The organism is Pseudomonas sp. PDM30 (genome assembly GCF_019218985.1).
In the GTDB taxonomy this organism is placed as follows: Bacteria; Pseudomonadota; Gammaproteobacteria; order Pseudomonadales; family Pseudomonadaceae; genus Aquipseudomonas; species Aquipseudomonas jessenii.
This window is the reverse complement of sequence record NZ_JAHUWM010000006.1, coordinates 1-21,139: the sequence shown is the minus strand read 5'-3', so window position 1 is coordinate 21,139 and position 21,139 is coordinate 1. Positions and strand designations below refer to the sequence as shown.

Below are 21,139 nucleotides of genomic sequence, written 5' to 3'. Positions count from 1 at the left end.
CGAACATGGACAGCCTGAACAGGTTGACGGCGTTGCGAGTGAACAGCGCCGACCAGTTGCCATGGGATGACCGTTGCGACTTGCTGATCGTCGGGTTTGGCGGTGCCGGCGCCTGTGCCGCCATCGAAGCCAGCACTCGCGGCCTGTCAGTGCTCGCACTGGATCGCTTCGAAGGCGGCGGCGCCACGGCGCTCAGTGGTGGCGTGGTGTACGCCGGTGGTGGCACGCCGTATCAGCGTCAGGCTGGCTATGAAGACACCAGCGAAGCCATGTTCAATTACCTGCGTCAGGAAGTCGGCGAAGCCGTCAGCCACGAGACATTGCGCAATTTCTGCGACGGCAGCCGCGAACAACTGGCCTGGCTGGAGCGACAGGGCGCGGCGTTCGAAGCCAGCGTGCCGCCGCATAAAACCTCGTACCCGAGTGACCAGTACTACCTCTATTACTCTGGCAACGAAGCCGTGCCGGCCTATGCCGCCAGTGCCAAACCGGCACCCCGTGGCCACCGCACCAAAGGTCCGGGCATGTCCGGCGCCAGCCTGTTCGCCCCGCTCAAGGCCAGCGCCTTGCGTCACGGTGCGCGCCTGCGCAGCCAGTGCGAAGTGCGGCGACTGGTGCTCGACCTCGACGACAAGGTCATCGGCGTCGAAGCCTGGCAGTTGCCTTCCGGCAGTCGCGTAGCCCGACAACATGCGCGTCTGTCGCGCTGGGCCGCCGCCATTCATATGTACGCCCCCGCATTGGCTGACCGCTTGCGCGCCCGTCAGCGTCGCATCGAGCAGACCAGCGCCATTCGGCAATTGATTCGCGCCGAACAGGCGGTGCTATTGAGCAGCGGCGGTTTTATCTTCAATCGCGACCTGGTGCGCCAACACGCGCCGCAGTACCTGGCCGGGTTGCCCCTGGGCGCCACCGGGTGCAATGGCAGCGGCATCGCCCTGGGCCAGAGCGCCGGTGGCAGCGTGGCGCGGATGGACAAGATCAGCGCTTGGCGCTTCATCAATCCGCCACTGGCCTGGGCCCGCGGGCTGATCGTCAATGCCCGCGGACAGCGTTACGCCAACGAAGAAATCTACGGTGCGACCCTCGGCCACGCCATGGTCGAAGAACAAGACGGTCGCGCGATCCTGGTGCTCAACCGTGAGCTGATGCGCGAAGCGTTGCGTCAGGTGGGCCCGGGCAAGGTGTGGAATTTCCAGCGCCTGCCGGTGCTGCTCAATCTGCTGTTCAACGCCAAACGCAGTAGCAGCCTGGCCGGGTTGGCCAAACGCTGCAATCTGCCGCCGGAACTGCTGCGCCAGAGTGTCGAACGCTATTCCCGGGCGGCACGCGGTGAGGTCGCCGACGAGTTCGGCAAGTCCTCGGCGATGCTCGCCAATCTCGAACAAGGCCCGTGGTACGCCCTCGACCTGTCCTTCACCAGCCGCCTGTTCCCCTGCCCGGTCATCACCCTTGGCGGGTTGAAGGTCTGCGAGGGCAGCGGTCGGGTGCTGGACCACGCCGGTCAACCGATCCAGGGCCTGTACAGCGCCGGCCGCAATGCGGTCGGGGTCGCTTCCAACCTGTATGTCTCCGGCCTGTCCCTGGCCGACTGCATTTATTCCGGTCGCCGGGCTGCCGCCCACGTGGCCGACCAATTCGCACTTCAAACCGCACGATCAGGAGAACAACAATGCAACGTGTAGAAGGCAAAGTCTGCATCATCACCGGCGCCGCCAGCGGCATCGGTCGCGAAGACGCCCTGCTGCTGGCCCGCGAAGGCGCCAAAGTAGTACTGACCGACCTCAACGAAGAGGCCGGTCGCCAGGTGGCTGCAGAAATCGGCGCCAACGCGCTGTTCATCCGCCACGACATCGCCAGCGAAAGCGATTGGCAACAGGTGATCAAGACCACCGTCGAACACTTCGGCCGTCTCGACGTACTGGTCAACAACGCCGCGATCCTGGCCCTGGGCAGCATTGAAGACACCACGCTGGAGCTGTGGCAGAAGGTGCAGAAGATCAACGGCGAAGGCTACTTCCTCGGCTGCAAGTACGCGATCCAGGCGATGAAGGAAACCGGTGGCGGGTCGATCATCAACATGTCGTCGGTGGCCGCGTTGGGCGCGATGCCGATGTTCTGCGCTTATTCGGCGTCCAAAGGCGCGGTGGCGGCGATGACCCGTTCGATTGCCCTGCACTGCAAGCAGCAGGGTTACCGCATCCGCTGCAACAGCGTGCACCCCGATGGCGTGAACACGCCGATGACCCAGGCCCTGGCCGGTGGTCAGCCGATCCCGCAGGAAGCGCTGGACCAGGACCCGATGAACCGCATGGCCGCGCCACGGGACATTGCCAACGTGGTGCTGTTCCTGGCCACCGACGAGTCGCGATTCGTCAACGGTGCCGAGATTCGCGTCGACAACGCCCAACTGATCAGCAGTCTCTGAGGTCGAGGTGAACATGGGCACGCAACAACAGAACCTGACCCCGGCCGAGCACACGACGGCAAGCGTCTCATTGCAAGTGTGCGCGGTGATCGACGAGACCCTGGATGCGCGCTCGCTGGTGCTGGACGTACCGCCAGCCCTGCGTGAGCGCTTTCACTACAAACCGGGCCAGTTCCTGAGTTTTCGCGTGCCCTTGGCCGGCAAACTGTTGACCCGCTGCTACTCCATGGCCAGCTCGCCCCTCGCGGACGCGCTGCCCAAGGTCACGGTGAAACGGGTCGACGGTGGCCGGGTGTCGAACTGGATGAACGAAGTGCAGGTCGGCGACTGGCTGGAAGTGCTGCCACCGGCCGGGCATTTCTGCCTGGACCCGCAGGCGGACACCGAAAAACCCCTGGTCTTGTTCGGGGGCGGCTCGGGCATCACCCCGGTGTTTTCCATTCTCAAATCGGTGCTGCACAGCAGTCGGCGACCGATCAAGTTGATCTACGCCAACCGCGATGAGGCGTCGGTGATTTTCAAGGACGAGCTGTGCCAGTTGATCAAGGCGCATCCTGATCAACTGCACGTGGTGCACGTCCTCGATTCGGTGCAGGGTTTTTTGACGGACCATCAGGTCCGTCATCTGCTGCGCGGATCAGCCGGCGGCGACTACTTCATCTGTGGGCCGGGACCGTTCATGGACACCGTGGAGCGCACGCTGCTGGCAGTGGGCGAAGCGGCCGAGCGGATCCATGTCGAACGCTTCGTCTCGCCGCCGGACCCCGATGAACTGCTGGCCGAAGAGGCCGTGGCACGAGCGGCGGCCATGGATTCGCAATGCGAAGCGCTGATCGTCGAGCTCGATGGTCAGCAACACGAAATTGCCTGCAAACCCGGCGACACCCTGCTGCAAAGCTGCAAGGCCGCCGGTCTGGACGTGCCCTCGTCCTGTGAAGAAGGTTTTTGCGGGGCCTGCATGTGCGTGGTCCAGGAAGGCCAGACCCAACTGGCCCGCAACGACGTGCTGACCCCCAAGGAGCTCGCCGACGGCTGGACGCTGGCCTGCCAGAGCCGCCCGACCGGGGCGAAGGTGCGCCTTAAATTCCCTGATTGAAGATACGCTCCTACGGGGGAATGCGGTCAATTGTGGGAGCGGGCTTGCTCGCGAAGGCGGTGTGTCAGACAACGATGATGTCAAGTTTGCCGCCCCCTTCGCGAGCAAGCCCGCTCCCACAGTTGAATTGTGCACGCCGGGGGATCTGTTGCTTAGTCTCAACGGACGATCACCCAGGCCCGGTCTGCGGTTAGACTCGACCACAGCATTAGCCCACAACAATAAAGAGGTGCAGTTATGGCTCGTTTGCAGAATAAGGTCGCGGTGGTCACCGGCGGCGCTTCGGGTATCGGTCTGGCCTGCGTGCGCCGTTTCGCGGCCGAAGGCGCGCAAGTGATTGGACTGGACATCGGCAGCGCACCGGCAGACTTTCCCGGCCTGTTCATGACCCTGGACGTGCGCGACGAAGCGCAGGTGCAGCAGGTCATGCAAGAAGTCATCAGCCGCTTCGGGCGCATCGACGTACTGGTCAACGCCGCCGGCGTCGCCGACCAGGGCAGCGTGACCCAGACCACCACCGCCAACTGGCAACGGGTGATGGACATCAACCTGACCGGTAGCATGCTCACCAGCAAATACGCGCTGGCGTCGATGGTTGAACAACGCAATGGCTCGATCATCAACGTCGGTTCGATCTTCGGCCTGCAAGGCTGCGACGGCAACGTGGCCTACAACGTGTCCAAGGGCGGCATCAACCAGCTGACCCGCTCGATGGCCATCGACTACGGCTACGCCAACATTCGCGTCAACGGTCTGTGCCCCGGCCTGATCGAAACGCCGATGACCAGCATGGTCCGTGACAATGACGCGTTCCACGCCTTCTTCGCCTCGCAGCACATGCTCAGCCGCTCCGGACAACCGGAAGAAGTGGCCAACGTTGCGCTGTTCCTGGCGTCCGACGAAGCCTCCTTTGTCAGCGGCCAGATGATCGCCGTAGACGGTGGCTTCTCCGCCGGTCGCCGTTTCGCCCCGCCCGCCCAGTAATTCGCAATCCGGCCGGGCGCCCTGCCCGGCCTACTCCCTTTTTCGTACTTGTCTTCTAACCGGGGAGGCCCCATGCCGCCTGTCGCCACCACACTGACCATTGCTCAACTGTTCGCCAACGCGGCCCAGGCCTACGGCGACCGCCCGGCCATCGAGGACGCGGGCCACATCATCAGCTACCGACAACTGGACCAACTGCGCCGCCAGGCTGCCCGCGCACTGCTGGCCCTCGACGTACAGGTCGGGGACCGCGTGGCAATCTGGGCGCCGAACGTGTGGGAATGGATCGTTGCGGCTGGCGCCCTGCAGAGTGTCGGTGCCGCCCTGGTGCCGCTCAATACCCGGATGAAGGGCAGCGAGGCCGGCTACATCCTGCGCGAAAGCGGCGCCTGCGTACTGTTTGCCATCGGCGAATTCCTCGGCGCGGACTACCCCGGCATGCTGACGTCGGAAGACCTGCCAGCCCTGCGCCACATCGTCAGCGTGCGTGGTGCCAATTCGGGCACCCTGGCCTGGGAGCGGTTTATGGATCTGGCGGCCGATGTGCCGCAACTGGCCTTGCGCACCCGCGAACAGAGCGTTGGCCCGCAGGCCTTGTCCGACGTGCTGTTCACCTCGGGCACCACTGGTAAACCCAAAGGCGTGATGACCAGCCACGGCCAGAACCTGCGAATCGTGCGCGACTGGAGCGATATCGTCGGTTTGCGCGAGAGCGATCGCTACCTGATCGTCAATCCGTTCTTCCATTCCTTCGGCTACAAGGCCGGCTGGCTGGCAGCGCTGATGCGTGGCTGCACCCTCCTGCCGCAACAGGTGTTCGACGTGCAGGCCGTGCTCGAATGCGTGCAGCGCGAACGCATCACCGTGTTGCCCGGGCCACCGACGTTGTATCAGTCGTTGCTTGCCCATCCGCAACGCAACGAATTCGACCTGAGCTCCTTGCGCGTTGCGGTGACCGGGGCGGCAGCGATTCCGGTGGAGATGATCCACCGCATGCGCGACGAACTGGGCTTTGCCACCATCGTCACCGCGTATGGCCTGACGGAAGTCTGTGGGTTCGCCACGATCTGCCGGTCCGGCGACTCGGCGGAACTGGTCGCCAACACCAGTGGCCGGGCGATGCCGGGGGTGCAAGTGCGCTGTGTCGGTAGCAGCGGTCGCAGCCAGCCGGCCAACATTCCCGGTGAAGTGCAGATTCGCGGCTACAACCTGATGCAGGGCTATCTCAACAACCCCGAAGCCAGCCAGGAAATTCTCGACGCCGACGGCTGGCTGCACACCGGCGACATCGGCATGCTCGACGAACAGGGTTACCTGCGCATCACCGACCGCCTCAAGGACATGTTCATCACCGGTGGCTTCAATGTGTACCCGGCGGAGATCGAACAGTGTTTGCTGACCTATCCGGGCGTGGCCCAGGCAGCGGTGATCGGGATTCCCGACGAACGCTTGGGCGAAGTGGCGATGGCGTTTCTGCTGCCTGCTCCAGGTATGGAAATCGAGCAGACCCGATTCCTCGCCTGGTGCCGTGAGCAGATGGCCAACTACAAGGTTCCGCGTCGGGTGCGGGTGCTGCAGAAGATGCCGATCAATGCGGCGGGGAAAGTGACCAAGAATGTGCTGCGCGAGTGGGCATTGCAGCCAGTCGACTAAACACAATCCCTGTAGGAGCGAACCTGCTCGCGATGGTGTGTCAGTCGACATCAATGCAACTGATAGACCATCGCGAGCAAGCTCGCTCCCACAATGTTCGAGGGTGTACACAGGTTTCGAGTCCGACACAGATCAACTGTGGGAGCGAGCTTGCTCGCGATAGCGTCAGGTCAGTCGACATAGATGTTGGCTGACACTCCGTCATCGCGAGCAAGCCCGCTCCCACAGGTTTTGTGTGTGCCGAGATGACGTAGTTAAACCACCCGCGCCGGATGCTGCTTACGCGGGTCGCCGAGCATGGCGCGGTGGGACGGCGGCTGGCGGCCCTCGGCTTCGCTGATGCCGTAGCCAGGGGCAATTTCGGCGGTGATCAGGGTCTGCCCGGACAACGCCATCAACTGCGGATCATTGAGCAAGGCATGAATCACCCGCCCGTTGAATTGCGGGGTTTCGGCGTGGGCCAGGAATGCCTGGTACTGCTCGCCATGCTGTTCGCCGGCAATCTTCGTACGTTCGGTCAATTGCGGGCCGAGCCACAGCGACAATGCCGCCACGCCCTGCCCTTCGAAATCGATCGCCATGTCCGCCGCCAGCTTGTCGACGCCGGCCTTTTGCGCGCCGTACGCCGGGCCATGCATGTAGCACCCGGCACCGAACGACGAAGTGAAGCAAATCAGCCCTTGTGCACTTTTGAGCAACAGCGGCGCGGCATAGAAGCTGGCGATGTAGGCCGAGCGCAGGCCGACGTCGAGAATGCGCACCAGGTCCAGCGGTTTAGCCCAGAACGGCCCTGGTTCGATCAACTGGTCATGGATGAACGCGGCGTTGTTCACCAGCAGATCCAGATGCCCGCACTCATTTTCCACACGGGTAAACAGCGCCTGAACCTGCGCGTCATCGGCGTGATCACAGACCACCGCGATACCGCGCCCACCGGCGTCGGTGATCGCGGCGGCGGTGTCCTCCAGCGAGCCGCGCAAGGCATGCCCGTACAAACTCGACCCGCCCTTTGCCGGGGCGCGACCGGTGACATACACCGTCATGCCCGCCGCTCCAAGGGCCAGGGCAATGCCCTGACCGACTCCGCGACTGGCGCCGGTCACTACGGCGATCTGTGGACGCTGGTTGTTCATTCGACACTCCCGGACAAGGTTTTCGCCGAAGCGGTTTCGCTCTGGCGCTTGATGTGATTGGCGGCCAGGTAACCGAAGGTCATGGCCGGGCCGATGGTCGAACCGGCACCCGGATAGGTGCGGCCCATCATCGAGGCAGCGCTGTTGCCGATGGCGTACAGGCCGTTGATCGGTTCGCCGTCTTCATGCAACACGCGGGCGTGCACGTCGGTCAGCAGGCCCCCCTTGGTGCCGATGTCGCCGGCGTCGATGCGCACGGCGTAGAACGGCCCCTTGAGCAACGGCGCCAGGCACGGATTGGGTTGCACGTTCGGGTCGCCGTAGTAGCGATCGAACAGTGATTCGCCCTTGTGGAAATCCTCGTCGACGCCCTGCACGGCCATGCCGTTGAAACGCTGCACGGTGCGCATCAGCCCGCCAGCGTCGACGTCGATTTTCGTCGCCAGTTCTTCCAGACTCGACGCCTTGTGGAAGTAATCACGCAAATGCTCGGGCAATTGCCAATCGCGCTGGGCATAGCCCGGCAACAAGGCGCCGCACGGGTATTTGCGGCGGAACTCGGCGTCGAACACCATCCAGCACGGCACGCTCGCGGCGCCTTCGCGGTTGTTGGCGTACATCGCGTAAACGATATCGGTATAGGGCGCGGCTTCGTTGACGAAACGCTCCCCCGCCGCGTTGACCATCACACACCCCGGCAGGGTGCGTTCGACGAACAGCGCCCGCTGTTTTTCTTCGCCCTTGACGTAAGTGGTCGGCGCCCACCAGCTGTGCTCCATCAACGCGGTCCGAGCTCCGATGGCCAGGCCAGCGCGAATACCGTCACCGGTATTGTTGGGTGGCGTGGCACTCCAGTTGGCCCGGGACGGCTGCGGCAGGTACTGCTCGCGCATCGCCTGGTTACGCTCGAAACCACCGGCGGCGATGATCACCCCGTAGCGCGCCTTGACGTTGAGCAACTGACCGTTGCGATTGACCCGTGCCCCGCCGACCCGGTCGCCGACCAGCAGCAGCTCTTCGAATGCACAGTTGAGCCACAGCGACTTGCCGCGATCCTGCAACGAACAGCGCAAGGCACCGATCAAGGCATTGCCCAGGGTCAGGAAACGGTCACGACGGGATAAACGCCGCCCCTCGCGATCACGCCAGTAGCGCCACATCACCCGCAGGGTCAGGCGCAACCAGCCGGGGCCACGGCACAGCAGCACTTGCGCCTCTTTCATGGTCATCGCCATGCGCCCCATCATCAGGGTGCCGGGGGACGGTGCGCGCATGCGCAAAAATTCTTCGCCGAGTTCGGCGGCATCGAACGGTTGCGGATCCATCGAACGATAGCCCGGTTTTCCGCCCTCGACTTCCGGGTAGTAATCGGCGTAGCGCGGTTGCGCCTCGAAGCGCACGCGGGTGTGTTTTTCCAGGTACTCGACCATCTCCCGGCCGTGTTCGACATAGGCTTCGATGCGCCCATCGTCGATCTCGCCATGGGTCACGGCGCGGATGTAGGCAATCGCTTCGGCCGCCGAATCACTGCCGCCGATGGCGTTGATCCGGTGATTGTTGGGGATCCAGATGCCGCCGCCGGACACCGCCGAGGTGCCGCCGTACTCGCCGCTCTTTTCGATCAGCAGCGCATTCAGGCCCAGGTCGTGGGCGCGCAGCGCTGCGGTCATGCCCCCGGCTCCCGAGCCAATCACCAACACATCACAACACTCGTCCCATTTGATCCCGGCAGCGTTCATGCGATCACCCTTGTTCAGCGCCCATCAGGCAGAAACCGCCACCGCCGGATCTTCGCCCGGTGCAGTCGGTCTCGGGATTGTTCGCCCCGTGCGCCGGGTGTTCATCGTCCGATAAGACTAAGGCCAGGACTGCGCCCGCCCCGTACAAATCGCTTAGTCCGCTTGGACGATGTTGCGCGCAAGTCGTGACTCCATAGTCGCCCACAGCACCAATCACTCCCCTGAAATGCAGGTCGGGCAAGTCTGACCTGGGCCATGAGGACGACATGATAAAAACAATAATCGCCCCACCAACACAGCACCCTCGCACACAGCTTGTTCTATTGATGCTCGCTGGTGGACTTAGCGCTCACGTTAACGCCATGAGCTTTCAGCCAAGCGAAGACTTGAGCATCGACTGGGACACCACTCTGACCTACAGCCTCGCCTGGCGGACCGAGTCTCGCGATCACAAGCTGACCGCCAATGCCAACGGCAACGACGGCGACAACGCGTTCGACAAAGGCAGCCTGATCAACAACCGCAGCGGCTTTCTCACCGAAGCCAACATCAAGTGGCAAGACGACTACGGCGTGTTCGTCCGGGCGACGGGCTTCTACGACAACGTCTACGATCAGGACAACGACAACACCACCGGCACTTCCAACTGCTTCGCCGGCGGCCATTGCAGCAAACCCGACCGTTTCTCCCAGGACACCATCGACCAGCATCGCAATGAGTTGCGCATGCTCGACTACTACGCCTATGGCACCTGGGACGTGAGCGGCCATGCCCTCAACGCGCGCCTGGGTAATCAGGTGGTGAGCTGGGGTGAAAGTCTGTTCTATCCGGGTATTTCCGCGGCCCAGAGCCCGGTGGACGCGACCAAGGCGACCACCCCGGGCGTCGAGGTCAAGGAAATCCTGCTGCCGGTCGGCCAACTGTTCACCCAGTTCGCCCTGACCGAAAGCCTGGGTATCCAGGCCTACTACCAATACAAGTGGGAGAAAACCGAGCTGTTCGGCGTGGGTAGTTACTTCTCCACCACCGACTTCATCGACGAGGGCGGCTTCAACGACGCCTCCGGTTTCGTCACCCGCCTCAAGGACGACAAGCCGAGCGACAGCGGCCAGTACGGTGTGGCCTTCACCTACGCCGCCGAGTCGCTGAACAACACCGAGTTCGGCCTCTTCTACTCGCGCTATCACGACAAGACGCCGTCGCTGGATTTTGCGACGAACCTGGGCCGCTACCAGGTGCGCTACTTCGACAATATCGACCTGTTCGGTGCGAGTTTCGCCACGGTGCTGGGCGATGTCAGCTGGGCCGGTGAAGTCAGCTACCGAGACGGCACGCCAGTGATGGTCGACAACGGTTTCTCCAGCCCCGTGCGCGGCAAGACCATACAAGCACAAACGTCGATGATCTACGTGCTCGGCCCGACCTCCTTCGCCGACAACACCAGCCTGACCGGCGAGCTGGTCTACAACACCGTGGTCAGCAACGACGAGTCGCAGCCAGTGACCCTGGCCCCTGGTTTCGCGCTGCCGGGCACCGACAGCCTGGTCTATGACCGCGATGCCTGGGGCTACACGGTGCAGGCGAACTTTGACTACAACGACGTCTTCAGCGGATGGGACATGTCGGTGCCTGTCACCTTCAGCGCCGCCGCCCACGGCGACAGCTCGATGGTCGGCTCGATCAACGCCGGCCAGAACGATAACCGCGCCAGCATCGGCAGCTCGTGGCGCTACCTGGGCAACTTCACCGTCGAGGCCCGCTACAACGCCTACCTCGGCAGCGCCAACAACAGCCCGTTGGCCGACCGCGACAACGTCGCGCTCAACTTCAAGTACCGGTTCTGATTCCCCTGTCGGAGGAGCACAGCATGTCCAGATTCACCCAAACATTATTGAGCACTGCGCTGACCGTCGGCCTGCTCGGCAGTGGCCTGGCCTACGCCAAGGTCAGCCCCGAAGAAGCCGCCCGCCTGGGCCAGGACCTGACCCCGATGGGCGCCGAAAAAGCCGGCAACGCCGACGGCAGCATCCCGGCCTGGTCCGGCAAATGGCGCGGCCTGCCGCCAGGACTCAAATACGCCGGCCCCGGCACGCCGTACCCGGATCCGTACGCCGCGGAAAAACCGCTGTTCGTGATCGACTCGAAGAACATGGACAAGTACGCCGACAACCTGACCGATGGCCAGAAGGCGCTGTTCAAGCGATACCCGGATACTTTCAAGATCCCGGTCTACCCGAGCCACCGCGACTTCCGCCTTGATCAGCGCCTGGAAGACCAGATCAAGAAAAACGCCGTCACTGCCGAACTCGAGAATGACAACAACGACACCAAAAACGCCTGGGGTGCCTCGCCGTTCCCGATCCCGAAGAACGGCAGCGAGTTGATGTTCAACCATACCTTGCAGGGGCGCGCCAACACTGAAGAGGCCAACTACGGCCAGGCGGTGGTGTACTCCAACAAGGAAAAGGTGCTGGAAGAGGTCAACTACAAGATCTTCTCGATCTGGTCGAGCCCGGACAAAACCCTGGAGGCCGCAAACGGTGTATCCACCCACTTCCTGCTCACCACCCTGGAACCGGTGCGCAAGAAAGGCGAGATCGTGGTCGGTCACGAGTTCATCAATCCGACCGCCTCCCCGCGCCAGGCCTGGCAGTACAGCCCCGGCCAACGCCGGGTACGTCGCGCGCCGACCGTGGGTTATGACTCGCCGACCGGCGCGGGAGGCTTTCGGGTGTACGACGAAGACCGCCTGTTCAACGGTGCGCCAGACCGCTACAACTGGACCATCGTCGGTAAGAAGGAAATCTACATTCCGTACCACAACTACAAGATCGACGACCCGAGCGTAACGGCCGACCAGATCCTGGACACCACCGGCCACGTCGATCCGCAGTACATGCGCTACGAGAAACACCGCGTCTGGGTGTTGCAGGCCAACCTCAAGGAAGGTGCCCGCCACGTATACGCCAAGCGCGTGCTGTACCTGGACGAGGACACCTGGTCCGCGACCATGGCCGACAATTACGACAGCCGTGGCCAGTTGTGGCGCACCAACATGCAGACCTCGATCTACGCCTATGAGATGCAGCGCTACCACGCTCGTCTGGGCATCTACCACGACCTGATCGCCGGCTCTTACCTGGTTGACCGCATGCTGATCGATCAAAAGCCGGCCAAGCTCAACGCCACCGCCTTCACTGAAGACGAATTCACCCCTAGCAACCTGCGCAAACTCGGCACCCGCTAAACTCACCGCGCCCCGACCGAATCATTCGGTCGGGGCGTTGTGCTTTGTAAAATCCGCTGCGCCCACGGAAGACTTCGCCATGAAAAAACTCCTCACCGGCATCATCGCCATGGCCAGCGTTGGCCTGTCGATGCAAGCCAACGCCTTGAACATTCTGCTGACCAACGACGATGGCTGCCGCGCGCCCGGCATCGATGCGATGTACCGGGCGCTGACCGCCGCCGGGCACAAGGTCACCCTGGTCGGCCCGTTGAACGACAGCAGCGGCATCAGCGCCGCCAGCGTGGTCGCACCCGGCCAGGCCCTGGCGGTGACCGAACTGGCGCCAGGCAAATTTTGCGTCGGGCCGCCGCAGGACTACACCCCGCCCACCGGCAAGACCTCCGCCATCGGCACGCCGGTGGATGCGGTCAACGTCGCCCTCGACGTGATCCTCAAGGATTCGCCACCAGACCTGGTGGTGTCAGGCAGCAACTTCGGCGAAAACGTCGGCCCGCTGACGCAGATGTCCGGCACCCTCAACGCCGCCGTTCGCGCGATGTTCAAGGGAATTCCGGCGGTGGCGGTGTCCACGGGTATCGACATGGACCTGATCATCCGCGACCAGCAGGCCGGCTACCGCAAGACCCTCGGCGCCATGGACGACACGGCGCGCTTTGCCGTGAAGGTCATCGAACAGGCGGGCCTGGCCGGTACAGACGCCAAGCTGGCCTGTGCCAGGAACAAACATCAGTGTGATTTGAACGTGCTCGGCCTGCCGGGCGTCAGCGGCCTGAACCTCAACTACCCGCCCCTCAAACCCGATGAAGTCAAAGGCGTGCGCTTTGCGCCGATCGGCAATTGGGATCGGGTCAACTTCACCTCCCAGCGCGGCGCCGACGGCGTGGTCCACGTCAACCTGGCCGCCCCCTCGATACCGACCCAAGCCCAGCAACAGGCCGATGCCTATCAACTGTGGCAAGGCCACGCGGTGATCACCGTGATCGACGGCAACATGACCGCGCCGCAGGCGATGCAAGATCAGGCGAAGAAGATATTGCGCGGGGTCAGGCCTTAAGCAAGCACGGAACGGTGTTAATCACAAAACCATTGCTCGCGATGAGGCCGGCCCAGTCCACATCAAACTCGCCTGACAGACCGCCATCGCGAGCAAGCTCGCTCCCACAGGGTTAGCGGGTGTGCACAACATCTGCGGCTATCCAAAAATCATTGTGGGAGCGAGCTTGCTCGCGATGAGGCCGGTCCAGTCCACATCAATCTCGCCTGACAGTCCGCCATCGCGAGCAAGCTCGCTCCCACAGGGTTACCGGGTGTACGCAACATCTGCGGATAACCAAAAATCATTGTGGGAGCGAGCTTGCTCGCGATGAGGCCGGCCCAGTCAACATCAATCTCGCCTGACAGACCGCTATCCCGAGCAAGCTTGCTCCCACAGGGTTAGCGGGTGTGCGCAACATCTGCGGCTATCCAAAAATCATTGTGGGAGCGAGCTTGCTCGCGATGAGGCCGGTCCAGTCCACATCAATCTCGCCTGACAGTCCGCCATCGCGAGCAAGCTCGCTCCCACAGGGTTAGCGGGTGTGCACAATATCTGCGGTTATCCAAAAATCATTGTGGGAGCGAGCTTGTTCGCGATGAGGCTGGCCCAGTCCACATCAATCTCGCCCGACAGTCCGCCATCGCGAGCAAGCTCGCTCCCACAGGGTTAGCGGGTGTGCACAACATCTGCGGCTATCCAAAAATCATTGTGGGAGCGAGCTTGCTCGCGATGGTGGCTACGCGGTTACGGATCAAACCCAGATCGCATCCCACAACGGATAGTCGCCAAGCTTCTCAACCAACCCAGCCCGCAACGGGTTCGCGACAACATATCGAGCAAGCTTGACCAGGTCCTCATCCCGCCTCAACGCCCGATCGTGATAGCCCTGCTGCCATAGACTGCCTTTACGTCCGACGGACATGTTCACGGCCCGCGTACTCAATGATTTGGTTTTTTGCATCAGCTGACTGAGTGAGCACTGCTGCAGTTCGATCAACCAATGAAAATGATCGGGCATGACGACCCACGCTAAAGAGTTCGCCCAGTATTGTTCCTGTGCATATTGAAATTGCTTGACGACCAGCCTGCCCAAACCGAAATCCTTGAAAACCGGTTCTCGATCCAGCGTGTTGCTCGTCAACAGGTAAACCCTGTTGGGCTCGGCATAGCGGCCGATGCGCAGACGAAATGAAGCAGGTAAATGAGGCATTCCTTTGCCCTCTCCATAGTGAATTCAGGAGCAAGGCTAGACCGGTGGATGCTTGGGCGTTGGGTCAACCTTTGACCGGATGTGACCAATCGATAGCTATCGCGAGCAAGCTCGCTCCCACAGGGTTAGTCGGTGTACGCAACATCTGCGGGTATCCAAAAACCATTGTGGGAGCAAGCTTGCTCCCACTGGGTTTTGTGTTGGCTTCAGACTGCCGGCTGAAACGGCACAAACTCCGTCACTTCCAGATCAAACCCGGACACGGCGGTGTACGGCACCGGCGAACTCATCAGGCGCATTTTGCGCACGTTCTGGTCGCGCAGGATCTGCGCGCCAATGCCCAAAGTCCGTTGCGGAAACTGTGGCGCCCGGTGCTTGCCGCCGCTGCGCTGACGCAGTTGCTCAAGCACGCCCTCGGCGGTTTCCTTTTGCGCCAGCAGCACCAGCACACCGCTACCGGCCGCCGCGATACTGGCCAGCGAACGCTCCAGCGTCCACTGTTGCGGCCCGCCTTCGCTTTCACACCCCAGCACGTCACGCAACGTCTCGATGCTTTGCACCCGCACCAACACCGGTTGCGTGCTGTCGATCCGGCCCTTGACCAGTGCCAGGTGCAGCGAGCCCTGGTAGGTGTCCTGATAGGTGGTCACCTGGAACTCACCGTGGCGGGTATGCAACGGATATTCGCCGCCGCGCTCGATCGTGCCTTCATGCAGGATGCGGTAGTGAATCAGGTCGGCAATGGTGCCGATCCGCAAGCCATGACGTTGGGCGAACTCATGCAACTCGGCACCACGGGCCAGTTCGCCGTCCTCGTTGAGAATGCCCACCAGGGTTGCCGCCGGTTGCAGCCCCGCCAGTCGCGTCAGGTCGCAAGCGGCCTCGACATGTCCGGCCCGCTGCATCACGCCACCGGGCAAGGCTTGCACCGGGAAGATATGCCCCGGTTGCACCAGGTCCGTTGGAACGCTGGCCGGGTCGACCGCCACCTGGATCGACCGCGCCCGGTCCGCCGCCGAGATACCCGTGGACACCCCGGTGGCGGCTTCGATCGAGCGGGTAAAACCCACGCCATGTTGCGCCCGGGAGTTGGGCACCATCAGGTCCAGGCCCAGCGCGCGACAGCGCTGCTCGGTCAGGGCCAGGCAAATCAGCCCGCGTGCCTGCACCGCCATGAAAGTGACGGCTTCGGCCCCGGCCTGTTCGGCGGCCATCAGCAACGAGCCTTCGCCGTTGTGTTCGTCGTCGGTGATCACCACCATCCGACCGGCGCCTATGGCCTCGATCAGTTGCGGTACCGTATTGAAAGCCAGGCCGTTCATTTGAGCGCCCCGCGCAGGTCGGCTGCCGCCTCGGACAAGGCATGTGCCGCCCCTTCGACAAATGGCGCCATGCTGATAAAGCCGTGGATCATGCCGTCACAACGCTGTACGCGCACAGGCACGCCGGCCTCGCGCAAACATTCGGCCATGGCCTCGCCCTCATCGCGCAACGGGTCGAATTCGGCAGTCATCAGGGTCGTTGGCGGCAATCCCGCCAGGCTCTCGGCACGCAACGGCGAGGCCAATGGGTCATCCGCCTGCCCGACGTCTTGCAGATACTGCTGCCAGAACCAGCGCATCATTGCGGCGGAAAGCAGATAGCTCTCGGCAAAGTCTTCGAAAGACTGAGAGTCGCAACCCGCATCGGTGACCGGGTAAAACAGGCACTGATAGCTGATCTTCGGTCCTTGGCGTCGTGCCGCCAACTGACTGACCGCCAGCGCCAGATTGCCCCCGGCGCTGTCTCCGGCCACAGCCAGCCGACTGCCATCGACGCGCAGTTCAGCCGCGTGCTCGACCAGCCAGCAGGTGGCCGCATAACAATCGAGAGGCGCAGCGGGGAACTTGCTTTCCGGCGCCAGTCGGTAGGCGACCGACACCACCACCGCCTCGGTCTGGCGGGCCAGCGAGCGGCAGAGATTGTCGTGGGTATCGAGATTGCCCATGACAAACCCGCCACCATGGAAAAACACCAGCAATGGCAGGTCGGGTTCTTCCGATGGCCGGTACAACCGTGCGTCCAGTTCACCGTCCGCGCCGGCCACCCGCAAGTCGCGCACTTCGCTCATCGGATCGCCGGGGATGGCCGGCAGCAGGTTGTCGGAGAACTGCCGGTACTGAGCGGCATCGACCTGGCTGAAATCGGGCTCGGGGATGTCGCGAAATTGCTGGAGCACCCCAGCGATCTGCTTATCGAGCGGCATGGGCATCGTCCTCTACGTCGGCCATTTGAAACTGCGGATTGGTCTCGCCCAGGATGCTTTGTACCCGGCGCTCAAGGGCCGGCTTGAAACCCTTGTGGGGCAGGATCCAGAAGCGTTTTTGCGCGATGGCGGCGAACACTTGCGCGGCCAATTCCGCCGGGGTCATGCCCTGACGAATGGTGCTGTCGAGCAGTTGGCTGAAGTCGGACCCGGCAGTGTCCACCACCTGGTTCGACGCCATGATTTCACTGGCCACCGGCCCCGGGCACAGCACCGAAACCGATACCGGCGCACCGATCATGGCGAGTTCGTAATGCAGGGTTTCCGAGAGCGCGACCACCGCCTGCTTGGTCACGTTGTACGGCGCCATCAGCGGACTGCTGACCAGCCCGGCTAGGGACGCGGTGTTGATCACATGGGCTGCCCGGCCCTGACTGAGCAGCAACGGCACAAAGGTGCGAATGCCGTTGATAACGCCGTTGAGGTTGACGTCCAGCATGCGCTGCCATTGCGTCTCGGTGATTTCCCAGCTGAAGCCGGTTTGCATCACCCCGGCATTGTTGAATAGCAGGTCGACCCCGCCGAAGTGCTCGACAGCCCGGTCACGCAAGCGCTCGACCTGTTTCACATCACCGACATCGGTGACGCAGGCAATCGCTTGCACACCGCTGGCCTTCAATTCGTCGCACAGGGCTTGCAGGCCCGCTGCATCCCGATCCGCCAGCACCAGGCGCATGCCCAGTGTCGCGGCGTGTTCGGCCAGGCCACGGCCAATACCACTGGCGGCCCCGGTAATCACCGCTACCGGCCGTTGTTCATTACTCATCGCCAACTCCTGCCATGGGTCCAATGGCGCCAGTAGAGCGGGCCTACTTAAAGCAGCCATCGTCCATTCAGACGATGCCCGCTTTTACAGGGGCGGCAGAATCCGTTACATGCGCCAACCCCGTGATCCCTTGGGAGAATAATAAGATGAGTACCCTGCACCGCATCGAAGCCAAACTGCTGGAAGACCGCTACGCCCGCGGCTGGCATTGCCTGGGCCTGGCCGCGCAATACCGCGACGGCAAGGCCCATCGCCTGGAGGTGTTCGGCACCCGTCTGGTGGCGTTCCAGGGTGAAGACGGCGAGCTGCATATTCTTGATGGCTACTGCCCGCACATGGGTGCCGACCTGAGCACCGGTTGCGTTGAAGGCAACTCGATTCGCTGCCCGTTCCACGCCTGGCGTTGGGGCGCCGATGGCGTGTGCGATGACATCCCCTACGCCAAGCGCATCCCGCCTCGGGCCAAAATCAAAAGCTGGCCGATCATGGAAGAGAACCAGTTGCTGTTCGTCTGGAATGACCCCGAAGGCAACCCCCCGCTGCCGGAACAACGCATTCCGCGCATCGACGCCTGCTACAGCGACGAATGGGCGGCGTGGGAAGTCGCCGAGCTGCAGATTGACACCAACTGCCGCGAACTGATCGACAACATCGCCGATATGGCGCACTTCGGCACCGTCCATGGCGCGCCGGTCGACGAGTTCATCAACATTTTCCAGGGCCACCTGGCCACTCAGATCATGCGCGCCCGCAGTGAGCGCCTGTCCGGTGACAGCGTGCTGACCACCGAGGCCACCTATTTCGGCCCGGCCTATCAGATCACCGAGATGAACGGTGCCATGAACGGCCAGCCGATCCACTCGATCCTGCTCAACTGCCATGTGCCGGTCGACCTCGACAGTTTCACCCTGCGCTACGGCGTGCTGGTGAAGAAGATCCCGGGCTTGAGCGAAGAGCAGAACCAGGCGATGGCCAAGGCCTACGTGGCGCAGGCGCAGGCAGCCTTCTACGAAGACGTAGCCATCTGGCACAGCAAGACCCGCGTCGATAACCCGCTGTTGTGTGACGGCGACGGTCCGGTCTATCAGTTGCGCCGTTGGTACGAGCAGTTCTACACCGACGTCGAGGCGCTGTCGGCGGACGTTGCCGAACACAAGAAGTTTGTCGTGCGCGCCAGCGAACGGGTCTGACGCCAGCGGTTTTTCGCCCGTCATGGGCCTGTTCGGCAGCCGCCGGTCAGGCCCTGAGCCCGAGCGTTGCAAGGAGTCGATACCGGCGCTTATTCTCGGCCACCGCCAACGCTAATAATAAAAACGGTTTTTCCCTATGCAGCAGAGCCTCAGCCTCGATACGTTCAGTGATTTGATCGGCAACCTCTATCAGGGTCCGCTGGAAACCATTCCCTGGGCTACTTTTCTCAATCAGCTCAATGTGCATCTGAACAGCAAGTACGTGACCTTCATCCTGCGTCCGCCCAGCGCCCACGTGGACGGCTTGATGGTCAACACCACCGGCACCTCGACCGAGGCGACCGCGTCGTACAACAAACACTTTTTCAGCCTAGATCCGTTTGTCGACCTGCCCAACCGCCAGGTGGTGACCCTCGCCGAGTTCGTCTCCAACGACGACTGGCAGAATTCCGAGTTCTACAAGAACTTCCTTGAACCGGTGGACGTGTTCCACATCCTCGGTGCCGACATCAACACCGTCGACGGCGCCCAGTGCCGCATTCGCATCAGCCGCGGACGTGACGACAAGCCGTTCGGCAATGAAGAAAAGGCCATGCTCACGCATTTCATTGCGCACCTGGAACGTTCGATCAAGATCCACATGCAGCTCAACCGCATCGAAGCCGAACGCAATCTGTACGCCGGCGCGGTGAACCAGATGGCGGTCGGCACGATCATCCTCGATGAGGCCGGCAAGGTACTGCAGACCAACCAGGTCGCCGACCGGCTGATCCAGGAAAAGGACGGCATCAAACTGGTCAACGATGGCCTGCAGGTCGGTACGGCCCGGGACACCCAGGAGTTCCGTCGCCTGGTCAAGCAGTCGCTGCTGTCGCAAAAAAGCAGCAACCCGTCGGTGGTCGAAGCCCTGCGCGTGCAGCGGCCGTCCGGCAAAGCGGACCTGGGGATCATCGTGCGCTCGGTGCCATTGACGGACTGGAGCGAGGGCAAGCAGTGCCCGACCGTGGTGATTTTCATCAGCGACCCGGAGCAACAATCCACCGCGCCGCAGGAAATCGTTCGCGCGCTGTTCGACTTCACCCCGGCGGAAACCCAGCTGGCGATGTTGCTTGCCAACGGCTTGACCCTCGACGAAGCGTCGGAAGAGCTGGGCATCAGCCGCAACACCTCGCGGGCACACCTGCGCTCGACCTTCTCCAAGACCGGCGTGACCCGCCAGACCATGCTGGTGCGCCTGATCCTGCGCAGCGTGGCGACCCTCGGCTAGCCCTCATTGCCGCCCTCGTCCGCTCGGACGATGGCGGCTCCCGTTGCACAGCGCACAGTGTCTTTATCCCAAACAGGGGACTGCCCCATGCGCAACTGCCCAACCATCCTCAAGACTGAACTGCTGGCGCAAAGCGGCCACTTTCAGATCGAAGCCCTGCACCTGCAATTCAGCAACGGCCAGCAGCGGGTCTACGAACGCCTGCGCGGCACCGGTTATCGCTCGGTGATGCTGGTGGCGATGCCCGATCCAGAGCATGTGCTGTTGGTGCGCGAATACGCGGTCGGTGTGGAAAAAACCATTCTCGGTCTGCCCAAGGGCGGCGCCGAGCCCAATGAAGACTACTTGCAGGCGGCGCAACGCGAGCTGAGCGAAGAAGTCGGAATGCGCGCCGAACGCCTCACTGAACTGGGCGAGCTGACCCTGGCACCGGGGCACTTGTGCCACCGCTACCGAGTCGTACTGGCCGAACAACTGAGCCCCTGCCAACTCGAAGGCGACGAACCCGAACCCCTGGAATGCCTGCGGGTACCGCTGGCGCAAATCCCCGAACTGGTGGCCCGCGGTGAACTCCACGAGGCCAGGGCGATTGCGGCGCTGTTCATGGCAATAGGCGCCCTCGCCCGACGAACCTGACACCACACCGGCACATCCAACATCCATGTCGCCTGATAGGCCGCTATCGCGAGCAAGCTCGCTCCCACAGGGGATCACGGCCAGGCACAGATCCTGGGGACGCCCAATAAACCTGTGGGAGCGAGCTTGCTCGCGATGAGGCCGGCAAATCCAACACCCATGTCGCCTGATAGGCCGCCATCGCGAGCAAGCTCGCTCCCACCGGATCGCGGCCAGACGCAAATCCCGGGAACGCCCAATAAACCTGTGGGAGCGAGCTTGAACTGGTCAAGTAATCCCGGACACCGGTTACGGTGTTTATGCCGCTTTTTGCTCCATAGCTATTGGCGACAGATAGTTGTTGTAGCTGTGGAGCCTGGTGCGGTTGTAGTACATGAAGAAGCGCACCATATCGGTTTTGGCTTCCTCGATCTTGCTGTAGCCACTACGAGGCACCCATTCTGATT

At 62.5% G+C, this 21,139-nt stretch carries 17 protein-coding genes; 11 read left to right on the top strand and 6 right to left on the bottom strand.

Features of this window, described 5'->3' with window-relative positions:
* The first annotated feature begins 5 nt into the window (after positions 1–5).
* From KW840_RS15495 to KW840_RS15475, 5 genes are all read left to right on the top strand, one after another.
* Positions 6–1,685 (top strand): FAD-binding protein, encoded by a 1,680-nt coding sequence (locus KW840_RS15495; RefSeq protein ID WP_218496124.1) that lies wholly within the window; start codon positions 6–8, stop codon positions 1,683–1,685.
* Positions 1,673–2,428: a glucose 1-dehydrogenase gene (locus KW840_RS15490; protein ID WP_090456735.1), complete on the top strand. Its 756-nt coding sequence runs from the start codon at positions 1,673–1,675 to the stop codon at positions 2,426–2,428. The genes KW840_RS15495 and KW840_RS15490 overlap by 13 nt, the downstream gene beginning before the upstream one ends.
* A gap of 13 nt (positions 2,429–2,441) precedes the next feature.
* Complete coding sequence (locus KW840_RS15485) at positions 2,442–3,524, top strand: ferredoxin--NADP reductase (RefSeq protein WP_218496123.1); 1,083 nt, start codon at positions 2,442–2,444, stop codon at positions 3,522–3,524.
* Positions 3,525–3,761: 237 nt separating this feature from the next.
* The gene (locus KW840_RS15480; RefSeq protein WP_218496122.1) at positions 3,762–4,508 is read left to right on the top strand and encodes an SDR family NAD(P)-dependent oxidoreductase; all 747 of its coding nucleotides are present in this window, start codon (positions 3,762–3,764) and stop codon (positions 4,506–4,508) included.
* Between the two features lie 72 nt (positions 4,509–4,580).
* Positions 4,581–6,161, top strand: coding sequence for a FadD3 family acyl-CoA ligase (locus tag KW840_RS15475; protein ID WP_218496121.1), 1,581 nt, complete (start codon positions 4,581–4,583; stop codon positions 6,159–6,161).
* 254 nt (positions 6,162–6,415) lie between these two features.
* Here the strand turns inward: KW840_RS15475 and KW840_RS15470 are convergent, their stop codons facing one another.
* Entirely contained in the window at positions 6,416–7,294 is an 879-nt protein-coding gene (locus KW840_RS15470; protein ID WP_218496120.1) for an SDR family NAD(P)-dependent oxidoreductase, read from the bottom strand.
* Positions 7,291–9,033, bottom strand: coding sequence for an FAD-binding protein (locus KW840_RS15465; protein WP_218496117.1), 1,743 nt, complete (start codon positions 9,031–9,033; stop codon positions 7,291–7,293). The genes KW840_RS15470 and KW840_RS15465 overlap by 4 nt, the downstream gene beginning before the upstream one ends.
* 266 nt (positions 9,034–9,299) lie before the next feature.
* Here KW840_RS15465 and KW840_RS15460 point away from each other — a divergent pair, with 266 nt between their 5' ends.
* The 3 genes from KW840_RS15460 to KW840_RS15450 all read left to right on the top strand — a co-directional run bounded on the left by KW840_RS15460 (position 9,300) and on the right by KW840_RS15450 (position 13,337).
* Positions 9,300–10,877: a DUF1302 domain-containing protein gene (locus tag KW840_RS15460; protein WP_057714061.1), complete on the top strand. Its 1,578-nt coding sequence runs from the start codon at positions 9,300–9,302 to the stop codon at positions 10,875–10,877.
* A 23-nt stretch (positions 10,878–10,900) separates the two neighbouring features.
* The gene (locus tag KW840_RS15455; RefSeq protein ID WP_218496105.1) at positions 10,901–12,280 is read left to right on the top strand and encodes a DUF1329 domain-containing protein; all 1,380 of its coding nucleotides are present in this window, start codon (positions 10,901–10,903) and stop codon (positions 12,278–12,280) included.
* A gap of 79 nt (positions 12,281–12,359) precedes the next feature.
* On the top strand, positions 12,360–13,337 hold the full coding sequence (locus tag KW840_RS15450; protein ID WP_218496102.1) for a 5'/3'-nucleotidase SurE: 978 nt from the start codon (positions 12,360–12,362) through the stop codon (positions 13,335–13,337).
* Positions 13,338–14,070: 733 nt separating this feature from the next.
* Here the strand turns inward: KW840_RS15450 and KW840_RS15445 are convergent.
* From KW840_RS15445 to KW840_RS15430, 4 genes are all read right to left on the bottom strand, one after another.
* Complete coding sequence (locus tag KW840_RS15445) at positions 14,071–14,529, bottom strand: transposase (protein ID WP_218496100.1); 459 nt, start codon at positions 14,527–14,529, stop codon at positions 14,071–14,073.
* A gap of 206 nt (positions 14,530–14,735) precedes the next feature.
* Complete coding sequence (locus KW840_RS15440; RefSeq protein WP_218496095.1) at positions 14,736–15,851, bottom strand: 3,4-dihydroxy-2-butanone-4-phosphate synthase; 1,116 nt, start codon at positions 15,849–15,851, stop codon at positions 14,736–14,738.
* The gene (locus KW840_RS15435) at positions 15,848–16,774 is read right to left on the bottom strand and encodes an alpha/beta hydrolase (protein WP_218496093.1); all 927 of its coding nucleotides are present in this window, start codon (positions 16,772–16,774) and stop codon (positions 15,848–15,850) included. Before KW840_RS15435 ends, KW840_RS15440 begins: the two co-directional genes overlap by 4 nt.
* On the bottom strand, positions 16,761–17,600 hold the full coding sequence (locus KW840_RS15430) for an SDR family NAD(P)-dependent oxidoreductase (protein ID WP_218496092.1): 840 nt from the start codon (positions 17,598–17,600) through the stop codon (positions 16,761–16,763). The genes KW840_RS15435 and KW840_RS15430 overlap by 14 nt, the downstream gene beginning before the upstream one ends.
* Positions 17,601–17,746: 146 nt before the next feature.
* On the opposite strand from KW840_RS15430, the gene KW840_RS15425 reads away from it, so the two are divergent.
* From KW840_RS15425 to nudE, 3 genes are all read left to right on the top strand, one after another.
* Positions 17,747–18,790, top strand: a complete 1,044-nt coding sequence (locus KW840_RS15425; RefSeq protein WP_057714054.1) for a Rieske 2Fe-2S domain-containing protein — start codon at positions 17,747–17,749, stop codon at positions 18,788–18,790.
* Positions 18,791–18,926: 136 nt separating this feature from the next.
* Positions 18,927–20,057: a helix-turn-helix transcriptional regulator gene (locus KW840_RS15420; protein WP_057714053.1), complete on the top strand. Its 1,131-nt coding sequence runs from the start codon at positions 18,927–18,929 to the stop codon at positions 20,055–20,057.
* Between the two features lie 87 nt (positions 20,058–20,144).
* The gene (gene nudE / locus KW840_RS15415) at positions 20,145–20,693 is read left to right on the top strand and encodes an ADP compounds hydrolase NudE (RefSeq protein ID WP_057714052.1); all 549 of its coding nucleotides are present in this window, start codon (positions 20,145–20,147) and stop codon (positions 20,691–20,693) included.
* Positions 20,694–21,139: the final 446 nt, after the last annotated feature.